Annotated in this window: 17 protein-coding genes and 1 pseudogene; 9 read left to right on the top strand and 9 right to left on the bottom strand. The window is 44.5% G+C overall.

All coding sequences use genetic code 11. The features are described 5' to 3' along the window. Positions 1-323 precede the first annotated feature (323 nt). A complete protein-coding gene (priA, locus tag QUA24_RS20680; RefSeq protein WP_333231724.1) occupies positions 324-2885 on the bottom strand; it encodes a primosomal protein N' in 2562 nt (853 codons plus the stop codon). A 79-nt stretch (positions 2886-2964) separates the two neighbouring features. Beyond that, positions 2965-4035, bottom strand: a complete 1071-nt coding sequence (locus QUA24_RS20675; protein WP_333231723.1) for an ATP-binding protein — start codon at positions 4033-4035, stop codon at positions 2965-2967. A gap of 315 nt (positions 4036-4350) precedes the next feature. On the opposite strand from QUA24_RS20675, the gene QUA24_RS20670 reads away from it, so the two are divergent. From QUA24_RS20670 to QUA24_RS20660, 3 genes are read left to right on the top strand one after another with little or no spacing between them, the layout of a single operon-like run. After that, positions 4351-4659: a hypothetical protein gene (locus QUA24_RS20670; protein ID WP_333231721.1), complete on the top strand. Its 309-nt coding sequence runs from the start codon at positions 4351-4353 to the stop codon at positions 4657-4659. Continuing rightward, entirely contained in the window at positions 4649-5593 is a 945-nt protein-coding gene (locus tag QUA24_RS20665; RefSeq protein WP_333210091.1) for a fused MFS/spermidine synthase, read from the top strand. The genes QUA24_RS20670 and QUA24_RS20665 overlap by 11 nt, the downstream gene beginning before the upstream one ends. A gap of 39 nt (positions 5594-5632) precedes the next feature. Further along, entirely contained in the window at positions 5633-5803 is a 171-nt protein-coding gene (locus QUA24_RS20660; RefSeq protein WP_333071975.1) for a YqaE/Pmp3 family membrane protein, read from the top strand. Positions 5804-5935: 132 nt separating this feature from the next. Here the strand turns inward: QUA24_RS20660 and QUA24_RS20655 are convergent, their stop codons facing one another. Then, on the bottom strand, positions 5936-7213 hold the full coding sequence (locus QUA24_RS20655; protein ID WP_333231719.1) for a lipid-A-disaccharide synthase: 1278 nt from the start codon (positions 7211-7213) through the stop codon (positions 5936-5938). Between the two features lie 36 nt (positions 7214-7249). Here QUA24_RS20655 and QUA24_RS20650 point away from each other — a divergent pair, with 36 nt between their 5' ends. Beyond that, a complete protein-coding gene (locus tag QUA24_RS20650; protein WP_333231717.1) occupies positions 7250-7726 on the top strand; it encodes an ankyrin repeat domain-containing protein in 477 nt (158 codons plus the stop codon). Positions 7727-7832: 106 nt separating this feature from the next. Here the strand turns inward: QUA24_RS20650 and QUA24_RS20645 are convergent. From QUA24_RS20645 to QUA24_RS20625, 5 genes and pseudogenes are all read right to left on the bottom strand, one after another. After that, positions 7833-8864 (bottom strand): annotated as a pseudogene (locus tag QUA24_RS20645) (calcium-binding protein). Between the two features lie 282 nt (positions 8865-9146). Continuing rightward, entirely contained in the window at positions 9147-10133 is a 987-nt protein-coding gene (locus QUA24_RS20640; RefSeq protein WP_333231715.1) for a calcium-binding protein, read from the bottom strand. A 208-nt stretch (positions 10134-10341) separates the two neighbouring features. Then, on the bottom strand, positions 10342-11412 hold the full coding sequence (locus QUA24_RS20635) for a calcium-binding protein (RefSeq protein WP_333231714.1): 1071 nt from the start codon (positions 11410-11412) through the stop codon (positions 10342-10344). Positions 11413-11661: 249 nt separating this feature from the next. Next, a complete protein-coding gene (locus QUA24_RS20630) occupies positions 11662-12678 on the bottom strand; it encodes a calcium-binding protein (protein WP_333231712.1) in 1017 nt (338 codons plus the stop codon). Positions 12679-12776: 98 nt separating this feature from the next. Further along, a complete protein-coding gene (locus tag QUA24_RS20625; protein WP_333231710.1) occupies positions 12777-13760 on the bottom strand; it encodes a calcium-binding protein in 984 nt (327 codons plus the stop codon). 535 nt (positions 13761-14295) lie between these two features. Here QUA24_RS20625 and QUA24_RS20620 point away from each other — a divergent pair. The 4 genes from QUA24_RS20620 to QUA24_RS20605 all read left to right on the top strand — a co-directional run bounded on the left by QUA24_RS20620 (position 14296) and on the right by QUA24_RS20605 (position 21102). Then, positions 14296-18291, top strand: coding sequence for a magnesium chelatase subunit H (locus QUA24_RS20620; protein ID WP_333231708.1), 3996 nt, complete (start codon positions 14296-14298; stop codon positions 18289-18291). Positions 18292-18411: 120 nt separating this feature from the next. Beyond that, positions 18412-20505 (top strand): DUF262 domain-containing HNH endonuclease family protein, encoded by a 2094-nt coding sequence (locus QUA24_RS20615; RefSeq protein WP_333231707.1) that lies wholly within the window; start codon positions 18412-18414, stop codon positions 20503-20505. A gap of 80 nt (positions 20506-20585) precedes the next feature. Further along, positions 20586-20870 carry a BrnT family toxin gene (locus QUA24_RS20610; RefSeq protein WP_332945908.1) on the top strand — a complete coding sequence of 95 codons (285 nt, stop codon included), beginning with the start codon at positions 20586-20588 and terminating at the stop codon, positions 20868-20870. Further along, the gene (locus QUA24_RS20605; RefSeq protein WP_333231705.1) at positions 20845-21102 is read left to right on the top strand and encodes a BrnA antitoxin family protein; all 258 of its coding nucleotides are present in this window, start codon (positions 20845-20847) and stop codon (positions 21100-21102) included. Before QUA24_RS20610 ends, QUA24_RS20605 begins: the two co-directional genes overlap by 26 nt. A 102-nt stretch (positions 21103-21204) precedes the next feature. Here the strand turns inward: QUA24_RS20605 and QUA24_RS20600 are convergent, their stop codons facing one another. Continuing rightward, positions 21205-22416: a glycosyltransferase family 2 protein gene (locus QUA24_RS20600; protein ID WP_333231704.1), complete on the bottom strand. Its 1212-nt coding sequence runs from the start codon at positions 22414-22416 to the stop codon at positions 21205-21207. Between the two features lie 123 nt (positions 22417-22539). Here QUA24_RS20600 and QUA24_RS20595 point away from each other — a divergent pair, with 123 nt between their 5' ends. After that, positions 22540-22932 (top strand): transporter, encoded by a 393-nt coding sequence (locus QUA24_RS20595; RefSeq protein ID WP_333231703.1) that lies wholly within the window; start codon positions 22540-22542, stop codon positions 22930-22932. Positions 22933-23016: the final 84 nt, after the last annotated feature.

Below are 23016 nucleotides of genomic sequence, written 5' to 3'. Positions count from 1 at the left end.
TTCGCTAAAACAATCGAACCACGGCGCAAGCCCCTTTTCTCCATTAACTATGATTCTCTAGGCTCCTTAAGCATCTCAGGAGTTTTCTGCACCACTAAGGTAGGTCACTCTAATTAAACCAGGGCTTACGCAAAAATTGGCTTTACACACTACCCATAGCGGTAAGGTGCGCCCACAAGCACCCTACATATAGAGTAAGTGCGTCCAGGACTGTAAACGTAAAACGCTCTCGCTGTTATATCCCCGACTTATTAAAGAAGTCGGGGATATGGGTATTCTATTTTTTCCTACCAACTAAATTACAACACAGCCCATCAAATTTTTTAACCAAAATTCAACGGATCGACATCAATAGTTAAACTAACAGAACGCGGCGTGCGATCGCGCAATCCGATCAAATCCGACACATCCACCGACTCATCCAAAGGCAACTTCAGCAAAATCTGCCACCGATAGCGATTTGCCACCCGCATAATCGCCGCAGGTGCAGGCCCCAACAACTCACACCCCGGTACAGACAATCGCTGAATATATTCCTGACAAACAGACGCCAATTGTACCGCCGTCACCGCAACTTCCGCCGCATCTACACTGCTCAACCGCAACAAAATCAGCCGCCCCGAAGGAGGATAATTCAGCGCTGCTCTTTCTGCTAATTCTGTTTCCACAAAACCCGCATATTCGTGCCGCCTAACTGCTTGAATAACCCGGTGTTCGGGAGTGTAAGTTTGAATAATTACCCGCCCCGGATCGTCGCCTCTGCCCGCACGGCCCGCGACTTGAGTTAATGTTTGAAAAGCTCGTTCGCTTGCCCGATAATCCGATAAGTTCAGCAACCCGTCAGCAGACACAACTCCCACCAATGTGACTCCAGCTAAATCTAGCCCTTTCGTCAGCATTTGCGTACCCAACAAAATGTCAGCTTCTCCATTAGCAAATTGCGTTAACAATCTGCGGTGGTCGCCCTTATTTCTAGTCGTATCGCTGTCAAACCGAATTGCCCGCAATTCTGGAAACAATCTCGTTAATTCCTGTTCGACTCGCTGAGTGCCGCTGCCAAAGTTTTTGAAGTAGGGAGAACGGCATTCCGGGCAGTTTTGGGGGTGTCGTTCCGTGTGGTTGCAGTAGTGACAGCGCAATATTTCTGCTGTTGCTTCGCCTACGTGGTGATAAGACAGAGAAACATCGCAATTCGGGCATTCCATCACATAGCCGCAACTCCGGCAAGACACAAAGGTACTGTGTCCTCTTCTGTGAATAAACAGGATACCTTGCTGTTGTCTGGCTTGCAATTGTTCTAAGGCGTTTTGCAGGGAAGCACTAAAAATTGAGCGATTCCCTTGCCGCAATTCTTGGCGCATATCGACTATTTCCACGGGCGGCATCGGGCGGGAATAAATGCGATCGGGCAATGATAAATAATGGATGGTTGGTAGTGAGTAATAATCTCGGCGCGTCCCGACAAAAGTCTCTAAAGCTGGCGTTGCGGAACCTAAAATTAAGGGACAATTGTCTAATTCGGCGCGCCATTTGGCAACGGTGCGGGCGTGGTAGCAGGGAGCTGGTTGGTCTTGTTTGAAGCTGCTGTCGTGTTCTTCATCGAGGATAATTAAGCCGAGGTGAGGTAAAGGCGCAAAAATGGCCGATCGCGTGCCGATGACAATTTGCGGGGTTCCAGTCAGCATCTGACGCCATGTATCGTAACGTTCGCCGTCGGATAGGGCGCTGTGGTACACGCAAATTTGCTCGCCAAAACGGGCGCGGAATCGATCGGTAAGTTGTGGTGTCAAACCGATTTCGGGAACCAGTACGAGGGCGGATTTGCCGCTGGCTAAGATTGGGGCGATCGCCTGCAAATACACTTCGGTTTTCCCGGAACCTGTAACTCCGTGCAGCAGCACTTGACGGAATCCCGAAAAAGAGTTAATAAACGCTAAGGCTTGAGCTTGAAAATGAGTTAAAGTTTTGGGTGCATCTGGCAATTGAGAAATTCCGCGATCGCCCCTAAGAATTTCCCTTTGGTCAATTACAACGCTACCTTTTTGTTCCAAAGCTTTGACAACGGAAGAACTCGCGCTGCAAATTCTCAACAAATCATTCATCCACATTTCACCGCCGCCGCGCCGCAAAACTTCCAATACTTCTTGTTGCCGCTTGGTTAAATCTGTGACAAATGCCCTAGCAATTAATGTCACTGCCGGTTTGAGTTGTGGTTTGGGAGGAGTGGGAGGTTCTAAATAACTTTCTACCCAACCGCGTTTCAATAAATCTTTCAATCCCCGATAACTTCCCTTAACTTGGCGCTGGAGGTATTGCCAAGTGTAATCGCCGTTTTTTTGAGCTTGCAGCAATTGCAAAATTTGACTCGCTGCGGGATTGAGGAATGTTTCGGCATTTGGAGAAATTGCGTCCTTAATTAAGCGAATTCGGCGCACGGAACGGCTTAACAAACCGGGCGGCAGTGAGGCTCTAATTACTTGAATTAAAGGTGTGCAATAATAGGTGGCAATGCGATCGAGCAATTCCCAGTAAGTAGGTGGGAAAAAACCCGCACTGACAACATCTTCGACCTCTTTAACCCTTGTGGGATCTAAGTCGGGCGGCAGTTGAGAAATGAACCGAATCGCGATCGCCCCTACCTGTTGACTGCCAAAGGGTACACTCAAAATATCCCCTGGTTGCACGGTAAGTTCCGCAGGTAAACGATAGGTAAATAACTTATTTTCCTCCCCTGGGGAGTCGCCCGCAACCCTGAAAGGAGAGTCCACCAATACCTCGATCCACTCTGCCCGCACGGTGGGGCGCTGTGGCGGTTCGCTGCTGCCGTAGGATGCCCCGGCCTCTGCCGCTATAGGGGTTGACAAACCAAAAGTGACAGTAGACATAGGGTTGCACATCAAACTAGGAGGAGCCGCGGTCAAAGGGAGTTTTCATTATCCCTCAGTTTAGCTCGATCGATCGATCTTAGCTGCTGGATTTGGCGATCGGAATCTCGATCACCAATTCAGTCCCTTCTCCAATTGCGGAGATACACTCCAACCTCCCGCCGTGTTTGTCCACAATAATTTGATAGCTAATGGACAGCCCCAAACCCGTCCCGTGACCAACTGGTTTGGTGGTAAAAAACGGATCGAAAATTTTCGATTTTACAGCTTTACTCATCCCGCAACCATTATCTTTGATGCTAATTCTTGCCCAATTTTCGCAAATAATAGAAGTAGTAATGGTCATCTGGAGAGGGTTGGCTTCTATCTCCTCCCGTGAAGACTTTTGCTCTCGCTCCCGCAGGGCATCAATAGCATTATTAATTATGTTCATAAACACCTGATTTAATTGCCCAGCATAACACTCGCTCTTGGGCAAAGAGCCATAATTTTTAAGGAATTTTATAGCGGAAATACCTGATTTTTCTTTAGTTAAGTGCTGCAAAATTAACAAGGTGCTCTCAATGCCTTCGTGAATATTAACTGGTTTTTTTTCAGCTTCATCTACCCGCGCAAAGTTGCGTAAAGTTAGCACAATTTCGCGGATACGCTCGGAGCCAACTTTCATTGACGAAATAGTTTTTAACAAATCTTCGCGCAGAAAGTCGATGTCAATTTTTTCCAAAAAATCTTCAATCTCTGCATCTGTTTCGGGGTACCGGTCTTGGTACATTGCGAGCAATTTTAAAATGTCGCCTGCGTAGTCATTGACATAGGTAATATTGCCATAGATGAAGTTAACTGGATTGTTTATTTCGTGGGCGATCCCAGCTACCAAAATGCCCAAAGCCGACATTTTTTCGGTTTCGATTAATTTGAGCTGCATAGTTTGCTGGTTGTTCAGAGCTTTTTCTAGTGTAGATATTCTTGCTTTTAATTTTTTTTCTGAATCTCTCGAATCCTCACTTAGTATTTTTAACAAAGATTCTTTTTTTTTATTAAGGGCTTCTGATTGGCTGCGTTCGGCTTCCGAATTTTCTAGTTTTTTCCGCAAAATTAGATTTTCATTTTCCAGCTTTTTGATTATTTTTTCCCAGTCTGTTGGTTCCATAGGCTATTTTTTTGAAAAGAAAAATAGTGTAAGAGCGTTTTTATTACAGAATTTATTTGTAACCTTTACTTAGTTATAAATTCGTCGCACATAGAGCCTGCATTCTTGTCAAACAAAACTAACATTCCATTCGTATTGGTGGATTGAAAAATTTTATCTAAGATACATTCAAATTGTCAAGTTATTAATAACAAATCTGGTTAAAACAGATCGCTATTTTTATTCCATGCTCTCACATTGGCGGGGTTTTTATCGGATTATTGATAAATAAGCAGGCCGATCGCAAACTTATAAAGGTCGGCCCAGCGCGAAAAATTGCCCGATTCAGACAACCTTTGTACAAAACCCGCCGGCGTTGCTGGCGAAAATATTAAATGTGAGTGCGATCGACCGGGGGCGATGGGAAAAGTGCGATCGACTGGGCGCGCGATCGCCCACAAGCAATCTCAAGTACCAAGCCACTTGCGAGTTCCCAGAACGCAATCACACTATACCATTCCTCCGAAATCTCACTTTAATGTGTCGATCGTACTCACACACCCGCACCATTTTGTGTTAAGAACTACTACTTGTGACAACATCGACACAGCAGTTTATATTTGGAGAGTAATTGATGTCAGGTAGCGAAGTTCGTGCAGACTTTTGGATGAGCGAGTACATTACCCCCTGGGATATTTACGTTCATGGCGTCATCGCGGTGCTTGCTTACAAGAAAACAGCCTATCAAGAAATGTACGTAGTTCAGACCGGTACTTACGGCAAAGGCTTAGTTTTGGACGGTAAGTGGCAATCTTGTACAGGCGACGAGTTTCTGTACCACGAACCCTTGGTACACCCAGCCATGATTTGTCACGGTAGCCCCAAAAAAGTCCTCGTTCTCGGCGGCGGAGAAGGAGCTACAATTAGAGAAGTGCTGCGCTGGAAAACAGTTGAAAAAGTCGTGATGATCGACATTGACGGCGAAGTAGTAGAAGCTTGCCGCGAACACCTCCCAGAAATGCACCAAAACGCCTTTGACGACCCCCGCTGCGAAGTAGTAATTGGCGATGCTTTGGACTATTTAGATAAAACTGACAATGATTGGGATATTGTCATTTCTGACTTGTCCGATCCCATTGAAGAAGGCCCATCTTTCCAGTTGTTTACCAAAGAGTATTTTGAGAAAGTTCGCAGCGTAATGTCACCTAACGGATATTTCGTAGTGCAAGCGGGCCCCGTTTCTCCCGCAGAAATGAAAATGCACGCTCGCATTGTAAATACCCTGAAATCTGTTTTCTCCAATGTTCAATCCTGCACCAGCTTTATTTCTACTTATGGAGCTCCTTGGGGTTTTGCGATAGCTTCTAATCAAGAAATAAATACGCGACCAGATCCCGAAGTTACTGACAAATTACTCGCCGAGAAAACAACTGGCGGGTTGCGGATGTTCGACGGGATTACACTGTTGGGGTTGATGCAGCTTCCCGGTCACTTACGGCAGGTAATCGCCGCTGAAACCGAAGTTTACACTATGGCAGCACCGCCTAAGTTTTTCGGGAAAGGTTCGGTTGGTCAGTGAAGTTAAATTGAAAGAGAAATGTAGGTTGGAGTAACTGAGATGAACAATTTAATTCGCATAGTCGCTGCCATTTTTCTTCCCCCGCTGGGCGTATTTTTGACGGTTGGCATCGGTACTGATTTTTGGATCAACCTGGTTCTCACGTTTTTGGGCTTTATTCCCGGCATCATTCACGCTGTTTGGGTGATTGCTAAGCACGATCGAGCTTAACTTGAAAGCAAATCCAGTTTTTGGATAATAAACAGGCAAGAGAAAATAAACTTTCTTTTGCCTGTTTTTACCAATTAATCTGGATTAAATCAGCGTTCATCCGCGTTCCTGTGCGGTTAAAAATAAAAAAATCTAATTCTTATGACAATTAGATTGCACCTCAATTTCTTCACAAACCAATTCAGCAATTTTTTTCGCCGCCCCCGATTCTCCTCGAACCGCACGCAATCGATCGCCCATCTGTGCTAATTTTTCAGGATGGCTCAGATAGTCGATCGCCAATTGAGCAATTACTTCCGGTTCCAGCTTGCCAATTAACTCCGGCACAATCTCCTCCTGTGCCCAAATATTCGGCCAAGCATAAAGCTTTCCCTTTCCCAATTGCCAGATTAGCCAATTAATCACCGTCGCAAAAACTGAACCGACTAACGGCAAACTTGCCAGCAATCCCGGCAAACCATCCCAAGCTTTCATCGCATCCAATTGCTGCGTCGGAATCAAAACAATCATCGGTACGGCTAACGAACCTAATTCCGCAGTATTCGCTCCCACAGTAGTTAAACACAGGCTGCATTCTGATAGCAAATCGTAAGCGGGTGTCTGCGTCCAAAGTTCTATTTGTAAACCATTTGCTGTCTGCAAAAACGGCCGTTCTGTTAAATGAAGTTCGGCGCTAGCGTTCTCAAATAAATGCAGGTAAGGATTTTGTTCAGGGTCGGCAAAACCTGCTAGAGTTTGCACATCTATGGTAGGAGCAACGGGAATAACAAAGCGAGTTTCAGGGCGGATGTGGTGGATGGATTGGGCGATCGACAAACATAACGGTACACCTAAAGCTAATTTCGCAGCTTTAGAACCGGGCAACAATCCAATTAATTCTATTTTCTGTAGGGGTACTGCCCCATCTTTGGCGTCCGATTTTCGATTACCTACTTCTGCGATCAAATCTCCGACAACTGTAAATTTATTAGCATATTTTTGGGGAATTTTACCAAAAATTTGTGGTTTCATCACCGCAAATTTATCAATCCATCGATACCACCGCGCGTCCCATTCAGCATAAATAACAGTGCGATATTTTAGCCTTTTGCCAATAACAACCGTAAAAAATTGATCGCCACCTAAAAACAAAACAACTCCTGTTTCATACCAATCCCAATTTTCAGCAGTTTTGCCCGACAATAAGAATGGAAAAAAATGCTCCGGTGCTTGCACTCTGTCAACTTCTGGGTAGGAAGATGCGAATTGCGCTTCTTTCCCCGTGGCGTGCGGACAGGGGGACAGCACCACAGAGATGCGGGCTTGAGTACCCGCGTTTCCCAACTGCTCGCGCAAAGCTTGCACGGCGGGACGCACCCAAGTTGCCAATTCTCCGGGGCCGTTGGAGAGGATTAAAATATCTACTGCCATAGGATTTAAAATTTGAAAGGATGCAACGGAGATTTTATGACAGATTTAATTAATGCCGTCAAGACGAGTGATCTTGTGGCTGTAGAAAGTGCGATCGAACAGTGTGCAGATATCAATGCCAAAGATGAGGAAGGTGCGACTGCTTTGACGACTGCGGCTGAGGCTGGCAATCCGGCGATCGTCAAAAAATTGCTGGCTGCAGGTGCCGGGCCCAACAGTCAGGATAATGACGGGTGGACGCCGTTAATGAGTGCCGCTGCTGCCGGACATACGGAGATTGTACAGCTTTTGCTGGAGGCGGGGGCGGATGTGAATGCTAAAACTAATTTTGGTTTGACGGCTTTGATGAGTGCTGCAGGCAGCGGGCGCACTCCAGTTGTGGAATTTTTAATCGATAAAGGAGCTGATATCAAAGCGTATGATAATAATACTTGGACTGCGTTAATTTGGGCGTCTTCGGAGGGTCACAAAGATGCGGTTGAGGTTTTGAAGCTAGCGCGCGATCGCCATTAAAGACTTAGAAACCGGGTTTATTGGAGAAACCCGGTTTCTGGAGGGTACAATTAATTATCGCACTCCCCAGCAGCAATCAGACAAATCCCGAATAGCTGCGATATTTCTATCCAAGTAAAAGTACCCCAAAAGAAGATTGTGGTAATAAATTCAACTTGAGATTTCCGCCACCTTCAATAACTGCGATCGTGTCAAAGCTACTAATTTCGGTAACTCCATTTTTACCAACGGGATAGCCGTTCGTTTGGATAGCTAAATCTCGATTATTGTTGGTGGGAACCAGAATTTAGTAATCTAAGGAAGGCGCTTTGATCTCGATTCTATCCTGACCTTGCGTAAAGTTGCGAATAGTAGCAAAACCTTGCCCAATGTAGAAAGTTTTAACTCCACGAAAAAACCCTTTACTGCTTATTAAAGTTTCCCCGAACACGAATGTATCGCGACCCGTACCGCCAATCAGAGTATCGAATTCGTTGCTGCCGTCACTTTCAGTCAGTGGGCTGCTGTAGGAGCCTACTTCAACTCCAATTAATTCGACATTCCCTACCCCTACACCAGTGAGGATATCATTGCCCCGGCTTCCGACAAAAGTAGCGGAGCGCCCCTGCTCCAATTGCCCAAATTTGAAATAATGTTCTCGACCAGTTTTCAAGGCTGCTGAGTTGACGAACGGCGCGATGTCGGGGTGGTCCCTTAAGTATTTCGGTTCCAAAAATGAAGTCGCAAATCTGCCCTCTTTATTTCCGAATTTGATGAAGTGCTGGTAGCCATTTTTGAAAGTTCTGTTCTGAACAAGTGGTAGCAGTTCTCGGTTATTTGCTAAATAAAAATCTTCGTTGTATTCAGGTCACACGCGGGTGCGGCCTTCTTCGTAGCCAAACTGAATAAATTGGTCTAAACCAGACGCAAAAGGCGCGTTGGGATTATTGGCGGTGCGAACAAAGGGAGCAATATCTGGATTATGAGCTAGATAGGTTTCTTCGTCAAAGTAAGGCGATACTTTGGTCAGGCCACCGGCTTGACCGAAATTTTCAAAGTGTTCTCTGCCGGATTTTATAATTCCTGCATCAATAGCGGGCTTCACCCAAGGATATTGCGCCAGGTAGTATGGTTCGTCAAAAATTGCGTAGTTAGCCATGTTTTTATACTACGGATTTAATGATTTTTATATTTAGAAACCTGGTTTTTGAAGCGTAAAATTAATTAATAAAGTTGTCGACTTTTTGTCATGGTACTATTCGAGACTGACCCGATGAACACGGTTCTCGGTATTTGACAACCGAAGCAAAAGCTGAGCCAGCCGAAGAACAACTCGATCGCTATCGACAGCAATTTGGCAACTGCTATAATCTGAGTTAAGTAGCGTGCGTTATTAACGCACCTACCATGTTAACCGAGAAATAGATAACCGAGGTTCCGGTTATTTAAGGAATAGGTAGAAAGTGCCGTCTCCCTGTGGCTGAGTTGTAGAAAAAGATAAATTTTTTCCCTCAATAATACCAATTGTTTCATATCTTGGGCTGAGGATTATGAACTCGTTAGCATCCTCCATTGTTGTGTAGATATCGGGTGAGCCTGCCAACTGGATCTTGTCATTGTCTTTATCAAAGTTCCGAATTGTAACTATACCGGTGATATCCGCATAGAGTGTACGGGATGTGGGATTACCGGAGGTAGCAGGAACTCCGAGTACGAATGTATCCTTCCCAGGGCCGCCGATCAGGACATCAGATTCATCACTTCCAAAGCTTTCATACTGCCGATTGCCTTGGGGATCGATACCTACTTCAACTCCAATTAATTCGGCATTCCCTACCCCTACACCAGTGAGGATATCATCGCCGCGGCTTCCGACAAAAGTAGCAGAGCGACTAGGCTCAAATTGCCCAAATTTGAAATAATGTTCTCGACCGGTTCTCACAGCTCCCGAGTTGACAAACGGCACAAGGTCGGGGTTTTCTTTTAAGTATTCCGGTTCAAAAAATGAAGTCCCAAAACGACCGTCTTTGAGTCCGAATCGAATGAAATGCTGGTAGCCTGATTTGAACGTTCCGTTCTGAACGAACGATCGCAACTCTGAGTTATTTGCCAAATAAAACTCTTCGTTGTATTCAGGTGACACGCGGGTGCGACCCTGTTCGTAGCCCAACTGAATAAAGTGATCGATGCCAGACGCAAAAGGCGCGTTTGGATTGTTTGGGGTGCGAAGCAGGGGAGCAATATCTGGATTTTGAGCTAGATAGGTTTCTTCGTCAAAGTAACGCGATACTTTGGTCAGGCCGCCGGCTTGACCGAACTTTTCAAAGTGTTCTCTGCCGGATTTTATAATTCCTGCATCAATAGCAGGTTTTACCCAAGGATATTGCGCCAGGTAGTATGGTTCGTCAAAAATGTCATAATTAGTCATAAATTTTGCTCTAAGCTTAGTCTGCTTACTTGTCTGTTAAACTTAAACTACTATTACTAATTCTACTAACTCAGTATGTCAAGTTAATTATTGTTAAGCCTGTTTTATTATTTTGATGGCAAACACAAAAGTGCGATCGCACTTTTTTTGAAAGAGCGATCGCACTTCTCAGCAGCAATCAACCAAATTCCCAATAGCTTCGAGATTTCTAGCCAAGTAGAGGTAGAGAACCTCTAGATTCTGGTAAGAGATTCAACTTGAGATTTCCGCCGCCTTCAATAACAGCGATCGTGTCAAAGCTACTAATTCCCGAAGTTCCATCTGGAAAGTAAACGAACAAGCCGTTCGTTTGGATAGCTAAATCTCGATTGTTGTTGATGGTAAATATCAAGAATTTATCTAAAGAAGGTTGGATATCGCTTGTTGCTAGCTGAATGCTATCCTGACCTTGGGTAAAGTTCCGAATTGTAGCAAAACCAGACCCGATATATAACTTTGTTGGGGAACTGTATCCCTTACCACCAGTACCTTGTACAACGTCTCCGAGTACGAATTTATCGCGGCCGCTACCGCCAGTGAGAGTATCGAATTCATTACTGCCCTCACTTTCATAATTTCGGCCGGGGATGGAAAAAGCACCACCTGTACCTAAACCTACTTCAACTCCAATTAATTCGGTATTCCCCACCCCAGCACCGGTAATGATGTCATTCCCGGAACTTCCGATAAAAGTCGCAGAGCGGCTTGGATCGTTTTTGCCGAAATTGAAGTAGTGTTCCCGACCAGTTTTCAACGCTCCCGATTCGACAAACGACTGAACATCGGAGTATTTATTTAAGTATTCTTTTTCAAAAAAAGAAGTCCCAAACTGACCGTCTTTGATGCCGAATTGAACGAAATGCTGGTAGCCGTTTTTAAAAGTTCCATTCTGAATAAATGGCTGCAACTGTCGGTTATTTGCTACATAAAACGCTTCGTCATACTCAGGCGATACGCGAGTGCGACCTTCTTCGTAACCATATTGGATAAAGTGGTCTAGGCCCGTCGCAAAAGGTGCATTTGGGTTGCTGGGGGTGCGGACTAAGGCAGCGATATCTGGGTTGCCAGCAAGGTAAGTAGCTTCGTCAAAATACCGCGATACTTTGGTTAAGCCACCGACTTGACCGAATTTTTCAAAGTGTTCTTTTCCAGATTTGATGACTCCTGCATCAATGGCGGGTTTGACCCAAGGATATTGAGCAAGGTAGTATTGTTCGTCAAAAATTGCGTAACTAGCCATGTTTTTTTATTGCGGCTTTAATGAGCTGTTTATGCAATTTATCAATAGTCTGAAACTGAGACAATTACCTGATCGGGTGATTTTTTCCAAGCGTCAGTCAAATCTCGCTTAAGCTCTATAAAGATTTTGTAATTAATCGTTGTTTATTTTAGAACGTAAAGTGCGATCGCGCAATGCGAGTTATTGGCATAGGAAAGTGCGATCGCAACGACAGCATCCCAAAGAAAATTCTGAATAGATTCGATATTTCTACCCAAGGAAAGATCTAATAACACTAGATCCTGGTAATAGATTCAAATTGAGATTGCCGCCACCTTCAACAACAGCGATTGTGTCAAAGCGACTGGCTATGAAAACTCCATTCTCAACAACGGGAAAGCCATTCGTTTGGATAGCTAAATCTCGATTATTGTTGATTGGAAACACCAATAATTGATCTAAGGGAATCCCTGTCTGGATGGTATCCTGACCTTGAGTAAAGTTCCGAATTGTAGCAAAACCTGGGCCGATGTAGAACTGTCTGGATGAGAGGGTTCCTCCCCTGAAGCCAACAATGTCACCGAGCACGAATTTATCACGGCCGCTACCGCCAGTGAGAGTATCGAATTCATTGCTGCCGTCACTTTCATAATTTCGGGGGCCGGGATAGATAACACCTACTTCAACTCCAATTAATTCGACCTTCCCTACCCCTAAACCTGTGAGGATGTCATTACCGGAAGTTCCGACAAAAGTTGCCTCGCGGCTTGGCTCGAATTGCCCAAACTTGAAGTAATGTTCCCGACCAGTTTTTAAGGTTCCAGAGCTGATAGTCTCAAACACATTGAATAAGTATCCCGGTTCAAAGAAAGATGTTCCAAAACGACCTTCTTTTACCCCGAATTGAATGAAATGCTGGTAGCCATTTTTAAAAGTTCCATTCTGAATAAACGGCTGCAAATCTCGGTTAGTTGCTACATAAAACGCTTCGTCATACTCAGGCGATACGCGAGTGCGACCCTCTTCGTAACCGTATTGGATAAAGTGATCTAAGCCTGTAGCAAACGGCGCGTTTGGATGGACTGTGCGGACAAAGGGTTTAAGGTCTGGATTTCCTTCAAGGTAAGTATCTTCGTCAAAATACCGCGATATTTTTGTGAGACCGGCGGCTTGACCAAATTTTTCAAAGTGTTCTCTTCCTGATTTGATGATTCCTGAATCAATGGCTGGTTTCAGCCACGGATATTGCGAAAGGTAGTATTGTTCGTCGAAGATATCGTAATTCATAGTTTGCTGTTTAAAGTAAAGTACGATCAAAAAAAGTCATCAATCATCAGTATTAACTAATGACCAATGACCGATGACTAATGACTAATGACCAATGACTAACCAATCAAGAAAGTACCGTTACCGTTAGATTCTTGGAAACTCAAATTCAAACTTGCTCCTCCTTCAATCACGCCGAGCACGTCTCCAAAACGTTGGATTGACAAATTGTTGCCAACCGGAGTCAGGCTGTAGCCGTTTAAAGAAGTTCCTTGCAGTTGGATAAAATCGCTTTCTATGTCGAAGTTGCGAATGGTAGCTTGACCGTTACCCAAATACAGCGGTGTCGGGCTAAAATTACCGGATGTAGCAGGAACTCCGAGTACGAATGTATTGGTTCCCGGAGCACCAATCAAGACATCGAATTCATTGGTGCCAAAGCTTTCATACTGGCGGTTGCCTTGGGGATCTATACCTACTTCCACTCCTACAAGTTCGACATCGCCCACGCCAACACCAGTTAAAACATCGTTGGTACGGGTGCCGACAAAAGTCGCGTCGCGGGCAGGCTCAAATTGTCCAAAATTGAAGAAGTGTTCCCGGCCAGTTCTCAAGTTTCCAGAGTTGACAAACGGCACGATGTCGGGGTTTTCTTTTAAGTATTCCGGTTCAAAAAATGAAGTCCCAAACCGACCTTCTTTTGCCCCGAATTGAACGAAATGCTGGTAGCCTGATTTGAAAGTTCCGTTTTGAATAAACGGTTGGAGTTCAGAGTTGTTTGCTAAATAAAAGGTTTCGTTGTATTCGGGTGATACTTGGGTGCGGCGCTGTCCTTCATCGTAACCGAACTGGATAAAGTGATCGAGGCCGGTCGCAAAAGGTGCGTTTGGGTTGACTGTGCGGACGAAGGGTGCGAGGTCTGGATTCCCAGCAAGGTAAGCATTTTCGTCAAAATAACGCGATACTTTAGTTAGACCCCCTTCTCGCCCAAATTTTTCAAAGTGCTCTCTCCCAGATGAGATGACTCCTGCGTCAATGGCTGGTTTGACCCAAGGATATGAGGCGAGGTAGAATTGTTCGTCGAAAATTGCGTAGTTAGCCATGTTTTCCCCCTAAGGTTTTGATGAGTTTGAGAGTTTATAGCAATTAGCTTTCCATGAACTCGATCGCCAATCAGGAATTTACACAAAACAGACGTTATGAAATGGTTTTAAATTCCTGGTAAAATATCAATCTTGATGACGCAGCAATTATCCGAAGGCTACATTCTGCATTCACAAAAGATGCCTTTTTTTGCTCAGTTAATTCCTGTATCGCAAGTTTGATCAATTCTACAAAACTTGGAACTTTTTTCAGGATTTCTTTCTCAATCGTTGGTTAATTTTTAATTATTTTTATCCAACCTATTAATCGTATTCACAAAATCATGAATATGTCAAGTAAATTTTTGTAAACAAAATATGGAGTATTTGCTCAAGGAATTTATAAAAAAATGTAACGAAAATTTGACCTAAATTTGTCGAATTGTGTCATGTGCAGGCTCAAATCGCCTAATGGCAAGCGTTTTCTGGTAAAAATGCTTATGGGATAAAAAAATTCCCGATTCGCGAAAACAGCATCTTAAAGGAGCCTAACCGGATGTTCACTCACGTCAAGCCCACCATTCGCCACGTTGTGCCGGAAAACTTGCAAGGGCGATCGCTAATGAAGGTGGTCTATGTCGTACTGGAACCGCAGTATCAAAGCGCCCTGTCGGCAGCGGTTCGATCGATAAACCAGAAAAATCCGAATTTGGCAATAGAAATCAGTGGCTACCTGATCGAGGAACTCCGCAGCCCGGAAAATTACGAGGCCTTCAAGCGGGATGTGGCAGATGCCAATGTATTTATTGCTTCTCTAATTTTCATCGAAGATTTAGCCGAAAAAGTGGTAGCGGCGGTGGAACCGCTGCGCGACAGATTGGATGTCGCCGTCGTCTTCCCGTCGATGCCAGGGGTGATGCGACTCAATAAAATGGGCAGTTTCTCGATGGCACAGTTGGGACAAAGCAAAAGTGCGATCGGCGAATTCATGAAAAAACGGAAGGAAAAATCCGGGAGTTCCTTCCAAGACGGAATGCTGAAACTGCTGCAAACTTTGCCGAAAGTGCTGAAATATTTGCCCATCGACAAAGCCCAAGATGCGCGCAACTTCATGCTGAGTTTCCAGTATTGGCTGGGCGGTTCCCAAGAAAACTTGGAAAACTTCTTGCTGATGCTGTCACATAAATATGTATTCAAAGGCCAGGAACAGCTAAGTTTTCAAGAACCCGTTGTCTACCCGGATATGGGAATTTGGCATCCTTTGGCACCGTCGATGTTTGAGGATGTCAAAGGATACCTCACCTGGTACAACGCCCGCAAAGATATTTCGGCCGACCTCAAAGACCCCCTCGCACCTTGCATCGGTTTGGTGTTGCAGCGGACTCACTTAGTCACGGGAGATGACGCGCACTATGTAGCAATGGTGCAGGAATTGGAGGCAATGGGGGCGCGGGTGGTGCCGATTTTTGCCGGCGGTTTGGACTTCTCGAAACCAGTCGAAACTTTTTTCTTGGAAGTTGGGACCAAAGGTGTTGCAGGGCTGCCGATCGTTGATGCGGTGGTTTCTCTGACTGGTTTTGCGCTGGTGGGCGGCCCGGCGAAACAAGATCACCCGAAGGCGATCGAGACTTTGAAAAAGCTAAATTGCCCTTACATGGTGGCTTTGCCGCTGGTTTTCCAAACGACGGAAGAGTGGGAAAATAGCGATTTAGGCTTGCACCCGATTCAAGTTGCTTTGCAAATTGCCATTCCCGAGTTGGATGGCGCGATCGAACCGATTATTTTGTCGGGAAGAGATGGCGCAACTGGCAAGGCGATCGCCCTACAAGACCGGATCGAAGCAATTTCCCAGCGCGCTATGAAATGGGCAATGCTGCGCCGCAAACCCAAATTAGATAAAAAAGTTGCGATCACAGTTTTCAGTTTCCCGCCGGATAAAGGCAACGTCGGAACAGCCGCTTACTTGGACGTTTTCGGCTCGATTTACGAAGTATTGAAAGCCTTAAAAGGCAACGGTTACGACTTGCCAGAATTGCCGGATTCCGCCGAAAAACTGATGCAAGAAGTCATCCACGACGCAACAGCCCAATACCAAACTCCCGAATTAAATGTTGCTTACCGGATGTCGGTAGCTGAATACGAAGAATTCACTCCTTACTCGGAACGCTTGCAAGAAAATTGGGGCCCGCCTCCGGGACATTTGAACAGCGATGGACAAAATTTGCTGATTTTCGGCAAACATTTTGGCAATGTGTTTATCGGAGTGCAACCTACTTTTGGATACGAAGGCGATCCGATGCGGTTGTTATTCTCTCGTTCTGCCAGCCCGCACCACGGTTTTGCTGCTTACTATACATATTTGGAGCGCATTTGGGGTGCGGATGCGGTGCTGCACTTTGGCACTCACGGTTCGCTAGAATTCATGCCCGGTAAGCAGATGGGAATGTCTGGGGAATGTTATCCCGACAGTTTGATCGGCAAGATTCCCAATATCTATTATTACGCCGCCAACAATCCCAGCGAGGCAACAATTGCTAAGCGCCGCAGTTATGCTGAAACAATCAGTTATCTGACTCCTCCGGCTGAAAATGCTGGTTTGTACAAAGGTTTGCAGGAACTCAGCGAGTTAATTGCTTCTTATCAAACTTTGAAAGAGACTGGGCGCGGTGTGCCGATTGTTGATGCGATCGTCGAAAAATGCCGTTTGGTGAATTTGGACAAAGATATCGACCTACCTCCCGAACAAGAAAGAGGGGTTGCGGCGGGAATGACTGCGGAGGAACGGGACAATTTAGTTGGCTTGGTTTACCGCAAGTTGATGGAAATTGAGTCGCGGTTGTTACCTTGCGGTTTGCACGTTATCGGTAAGCCGCCGACTGCGGAAGAGGCGATCGCAACTTTGGTAAATATCGCCAATTTAGACCGCGAAGAAGACGGGCTGATCAGCTTGCCGCGAATTATAGCTAACAGTCTCGGACGCGATATCGGCGAAATTTACACTAACAGCGACAAAGGCATTTTAAGTGATGTCGAATTGCTGCAAAACATCACCTTGGCCTGTCGGGATGCAGTTGGCGCTTTAGTGAAGGAACAAACCGATGCTGAGGGTAGAGTTTCCCTTGTTTCTAAGTTGAATTTCTTCAACATGGGCAAGAAAACACCTTGGATTGATGCCTTGCACGCCGCTGGTTACAAAAAAATCGATCCAGAACCGATTAAACCGCTGTTTGAGTATCTGGAATTCTGCTTGCAGCAAGTTTGTGCCGACAACGAATTAGGCGCTTTGTTGCGCGCGTTAGAAGGCGAGTATGTTCTGCCTGGCCCCGGTGGCGATCCGATTCGCAACCCGGATGTTTTGCCGACTGGCAAGAATATGCACGCTTTGGACCCGCAGTCAATCCCTACAACGGGGGCGGTTAAGTCTGCTAAGCTTGTAGTCGATCGGCTGTTAGAAAGACAGCGCGTTGATAACGGCGGAAATTACCCAGAAACGATCGCCGTTGTGTTGTGGGGAACCGACAACATCAAGACTTACGGCGAATCCCTCGCCCAAGTAATGTGGATGGTGGGAGTGAAGCCAGTTCCCGACGCTTTGGGTCGGGTAAACAAACTCGAATTGCTTTCTTTAGAAGAGTTGGGACGCCCTCGGATTGACGTAGTAATTAACTGTTCTGGCGTATTCCGCGACTTGTTCATCAACCAAATGAATTTGTTAGATAAAGCCGTGAAAATGGCAGCGGAAGCCGACGAACCCTTAGAGATGAACTTCGTCCGCAAACACGCCCTGAAGCAAGCGGAAGAAATGGGAATCAACCTGCGACAAGCAGCAACCCGGGTATTTTCCAATGCCTCTGGTTCCTATTCATCTAACATCAACTTGGCGGTGGAAAACAGCACTTGGGAAAGCGAAGCCGAGTTGCAGGAAATGTACTTAACTCGCAAATCCTTCGCCTTTTCTTCCGACAATCCGGGAACAATGGAACAAGACCGGAAGATTTTTGAATCATCCTTGAAAACTGCGGAAGTCACTTTCCAAAACTTGGATTCTGCCGAGATTTCTCTAACCGACGTGTCGCACTATTTCGACTCCGATCCGACTAAATTAATCGGCAGTTTGCGCGCAGATGGGAAGAAACCGACATCCTTTGTTGCTGATACCACCACAGCCAACGCGCAGGTGCGGACGCTATCAGAAACCGTGCGTTTAGATTCGCGGACTAAGCTGCTGAATCCGAAGTGGTACGAGGGGATGTTGTCGCACGGTTATGAAGGCGTGCGGGAGATTTCTAAGCGTCTGGTGAATACGACTGGATGGAGTGCGACTGCGGGCGCTGTGGATAATTGGGTGTATGAGGATGTCAACACTACGTTTATCCAAGATGAGGAGATGCAGAAGCGTTTGCTGAATCTGAATCCTCATTCGTTCCGCAAGATTGTCAGCACTTTGCTTGAGGTGAATGGCCGGGGTTATTGGGAAACGTCGGAGAACAATTTGGATCGTCTGCGTGAACTTTATCAGGAGGTGGAAGACCGGATTGAGGGGGTAGAATAGGATAGTTTGGGGCAGGCTTTTGGGCCTGCCTCTTGACTATGATTAGAATATTCCACTTGGTAGCGATACCTGTGGCTTAAGTGACGAACAAATCTTTAGATATATTTGGAGTGATTGGCAATGAAAGCAGATAGTTGGAAAATTGCCAAAGTTTTCAGTTCCGGTGGTGAAATTCATTATGTTATGCCCCACTTTCAACGCCAATATAGTTGGGAAAAAACTGAATGGGAAGTGTTATTAAAGGATGCGATCGCAATTTATGATGAATACGATCCCGAAAAAGAACCAGAACATTTTATAGGATCTCTGGTAGTCATCAATGATGGAACACGCGGCATAATGACAGCTTTTAACTTGGTTGATGGCCAGCAACGTTTGACCACCTTATCCTTACTATTTCTTGTTTTGCGGGATATTATCAAGCCCACCGATCAAAAGCTTGCTAAGAAAATCAATAAATTTGTAGTCAATTCAGATGAAGAAGGCGAAGGTGATGTTTATTTTAAACTTTTACCAACCAATAAATATGGCGATCGCCAAGCTTATCAAGCGATTATTTTAGAAGGAAATTATAAGCAATTTACTGAATCTGGCATACCTAAAGCTTATAATTATTTTCTTCCCGAAATCGAATCTAAAGTTAAAGAAGGTGAACTAGATATTGGTAAGTTTTTTACAGTATTACAGAACTGTTTTCAACTTGTTTTCATAGAACTTAATAAAGATGAAAATCCTTATCATATTTTTGAAAGTCTGAATGCCAAAGGCAAACCGTTAACTCAGGCAGATTTAGTCCGCAACTATATGGCGATGATGTTACCAACATCTCAGCAAGAAAATGCTTTTACTAAATATTGGGAAAAAATTGAGGGATTATTGCAAGAAAAACGAATAGTTGGGAAATCAGGGATGGGTGAATTAACGGCTTTTCTTCGGCATTATTTAGCAATGGAAACGAGAAATCTTTGTGCCGAATCCCATATTTATGCACGATTTCGTGATTATTGTAAAAAATTAGATGACCAAGCATTTGTCGTAGAAATTGCTAATCTCCTAAAATTTGCTGAATATTATGACAAACTACTGCGACCTGACAATGAAGACAACGAAAATATTAAAATAGTATTATTGCGCCTCAATACTTTCGACCTTTCTACTGCTTATCCGTTTTTATTAACGCTCTATAATGAGTATAAATCTCAAAAGATTGATCGTGAGGAGTTTATCGAATGCTTAAAATCACTAGAAAATTATTTGGTTCGTCGGTATATTTGTGGAAAACAAACAAACTATCTTAATAAAATGTTCCCCTCCATTTGGAAAGATGTAGAAGCAATGAAAAATGAAGATGAAGAAATCACTTTGCCAGAAGCTTTGCAAAAAGTTTTGATTGCCAAGCAATATCCTAATGATAATGATGTTAGACAATCAATTAAAAGCCGTCAACTTTATGAGAAAAACACTCACAAAATATGTCTTGTTATAGAAACAATTAATCGCCACTTGTCTAAGGGAAAAGGTGGGTTTACTGTCCTTGATCAAAAATCAACTATTGAGCATATTTTGCCACAAACGTCAAGCGAAGATTGGGAGAATGAACTTGGAGGTGAATTTCAACAAATCTACCGAGATTATTTACATACCTTGGGGAATTTAACTTTAGTTACTCCTGAGTGGAATTCACAACTTTCTAATTCATCATTTCTGGTGAAAAAGCAAAAACTGGCTGAACACGCTTTGCGAATTAATAGTGACTATTTTTCTCAAAGTATTAACCGATGGGATGAAAAAGCTATTCTCGAACGAGCTAATTTTCTCAGCATTAAGTTGATCGAAATTTGGCCATCTCTTGGAGAACATGAAGTATTTCCTACTCGCACATCCGGTAAGCCAAAGTTGATTAAAATCTGTGGTGACGAAATTCCACTTCCTAAGCCAACCTGGCGACAAGTTACAATTCAATGCTGTGAGTGGGTGATTAAAAATAGATCGGATCGCTTTGAAAAGGCTAGAAATTTACTTAAACCTCATTTCCAAGAGAATCGCCCGGATAAAAATAGTGATGGAAATGAATGGCAGAAGTTAACAAATGGATATTGGGTTAATTTACACAAACCTGCGAAGGATCATAGAAAATTTTGTCGTCGTTTTCTAGAATCAGTTGGGATCTCAGAAGACGATTGGAGTATCGAAGCCGAAGAGGTCAGTGATTAGGAGAGCGATGCCCTTATTTTCCCAAAGTGCGATCCGGTTATGCTATATTATAAGTAGATACGTTTTGTATATACACAATCATGCAGTTTGAATGGGATGAAAATAAAAACGCCCAAAATCTCAAAAAACATGGCATTAGCTTTGAAGAAGCTCAAGAAATCTTTGACGGAATCGTTTTTAATGCCATTGATGAGCGTTTCGACTACGGAGAAATCCGAGAAATCAGTATTGGTGCCATACAAGGTGTCGTTATCGTTACCGTAGCGCATACTGAAAGAAATGGAGCTATCCGCATCATCTCTGCAAGAAAAGCCACTCGTCAAGAAAAAAATACCTACTATGACTATCTCGCGCAAACGACTTGAAGAATTAGGAAATATTCCAGAATCTGCGATCGATACCTCTGATATTCCTGAATTAGATGCGAATTTTTGGGTAAAAGCAAAACTCGTCACACCACTAACAAAACAAGCTATTTCTTTAAGAGTTGATAGCGATGTATTAGATTGGTTTAAAAGCCAAGGAAAAGGCTATCAATCTCTAATGAACGCTGTGCTGCGCTCTTATGTTGAACATCACGTAAAAAGCAGTGAATAAATAAATTTGCGATCGCCCTTTTATTCCCAAAGTGCGATCGCCCTGAGCTTCCCCTGCATGGCGATTTAGTTTTGAGGAATGTTGGCAGTAACTTTAATGTTATCACCTACGCTTCAACCCCAGCACGCTGAGAAAAAAGCTCGACAAAACCATCTGCAAACCGACAGTCAGGCAAGTGAGCGAGGGAATAACCAAACGCAGAGTTTTAGAAGGATCGAGAGAACCGAAAGCCGTTTCGCTCCAGATAGTTAATGACAAGAACGAGCCCACTATTCCGATTAAAATCAGCGTGACTCCGACAATCAATCCTGTCTCTAGGGTGACATAGCGAAATATTTTGTTGAGTTTGGGGTCTTCGGGCAGGAATTTCTCGCTGATGGCAAAAATTTTGGTGAAAAAAGCGAAAGTTACTGCTTGAAAACCGATGATAATTGCGATCGCACCATAAAGCAGGGTGTGTACATCAAAGCTGATACTCCCAATCTTTTGAGTACCGGGTAACAGCCAAATGCTAACAATTAGACCCCAAATCATCAGCGCAGTACCCGGATATAAAAACAGCCACCGAGGACTGTAAAGCAGCAAAAATCGTAGGTGCCGCCAGCCATCTCGCCAAGTTCGCAAGTGCGGCGGTCGGCTGCGGCCGTCGGGAGAAAGTACGGTTGGGATTTCAGTTATCCGCAGCTTGTATACAGAGGCCTTTACCACCATTTCGCTAGCAAATTCCATCCCCGTTGTTTGCAAGTCGAGTTTCAAAATTGAGTCTCTCCTAAAACCCCTGAGTCCGCAGTGAAAATCGCCGACGGGACTTGCAAAAAATAGCCGCCCAACCCATGTCAGCACCGGATTTCCTAAATATTTGTGTAGCGGCGGCATTGCACCCGGTTTGATGCCCCCTTGAAAGCGGTTTCCCATCACTAACTCGAAACCTTCTCGCAATTTGTTGACAAAAAAGCCGAGGTTGGAAAAATTGTAGCTGTCGTCAGCATCGCCCATGATAATATAAACTCCGCGCGCTGCGATGATGCCTCCCATCAGGGCGCTGCCGTAGCCTTTGGCTGCTACGGGCACGACTCTTGCTCCCATTCTGGTAGCGATAGCTTGAGAACCGTCAGTGCTGCCGTTGTCTGCTATGATGACCTCGCCTGCAATATCAAGTTCGCGCAGGGACTTCTGTGCCTTCTCGATGCAGATTTCTAAAGTTTCTGCTTCGTTCAGACAAGGCATGAGTATCGATAGTTCTAGAGTATATTCTCCGCTTGGGTTGGTCTGCTCTGCCATATATTTGTTCGACTCTCGATCGCGATCGACCATACTTGATTTTCCCGTATCTCTGCTTAAAATATTAGTGGTGAATAAAACCTAGCCAAACTTAATTAAAGTTTTTCAGGTTTTTGGGAGCGGCAATTTTTGATTGTACTATAGGTTAGTAAATTTATGAATAGAAGCGTTTTTCTGTTATTGCTTGCCGCAATATTGTGTGGCGTCGCAGGTCAATTCAGTCTGAAGGCAGGAGCTAAAATATTAGGGCCCATTGGCGCTGCTAATTTAATAGAAAAAATTATAGCAATGGCTACTCAGCCTTTGATAGTAAGTGGTCTTTCTTTGTATGCAATTTCTTCGATCGGCTTTATTGTAGTTTTGTCGCGGGCAAACCTTAGCATAGTCTCGCCTTTACTGTCAATTAGTTACCTATTTACTGTTTTAGGTGGCAAACTGATATTTCACGAGCCTTTGCCACCGCTGCGGTTGGTAGGCGTGGGGCTAATTATGACAGGAGTAATTTTTGTACTCAGAGGTCAAGCTGGGGGAGTAACTGGAGGCAACTAGCCACTGTTAAGCTTGAGGCTTGAGTGCTGAATTGATAACTTAGATTAAAGGGTGTATTTGAGCCTTTTGTTATGAAATGATGCT

This window comes from Microcoleus sp. Pol12B5 (assembly GCF_036701335.1).
Classification (GTDB): Bacteria; Cyanobacteriota; Cyanobacteriia; order Cyanobacteriales; family Microcoleaceae; genus Microcoleus.
This window is presented reverse-complemented; position numbering and strand designations above follow the sequence as displayed.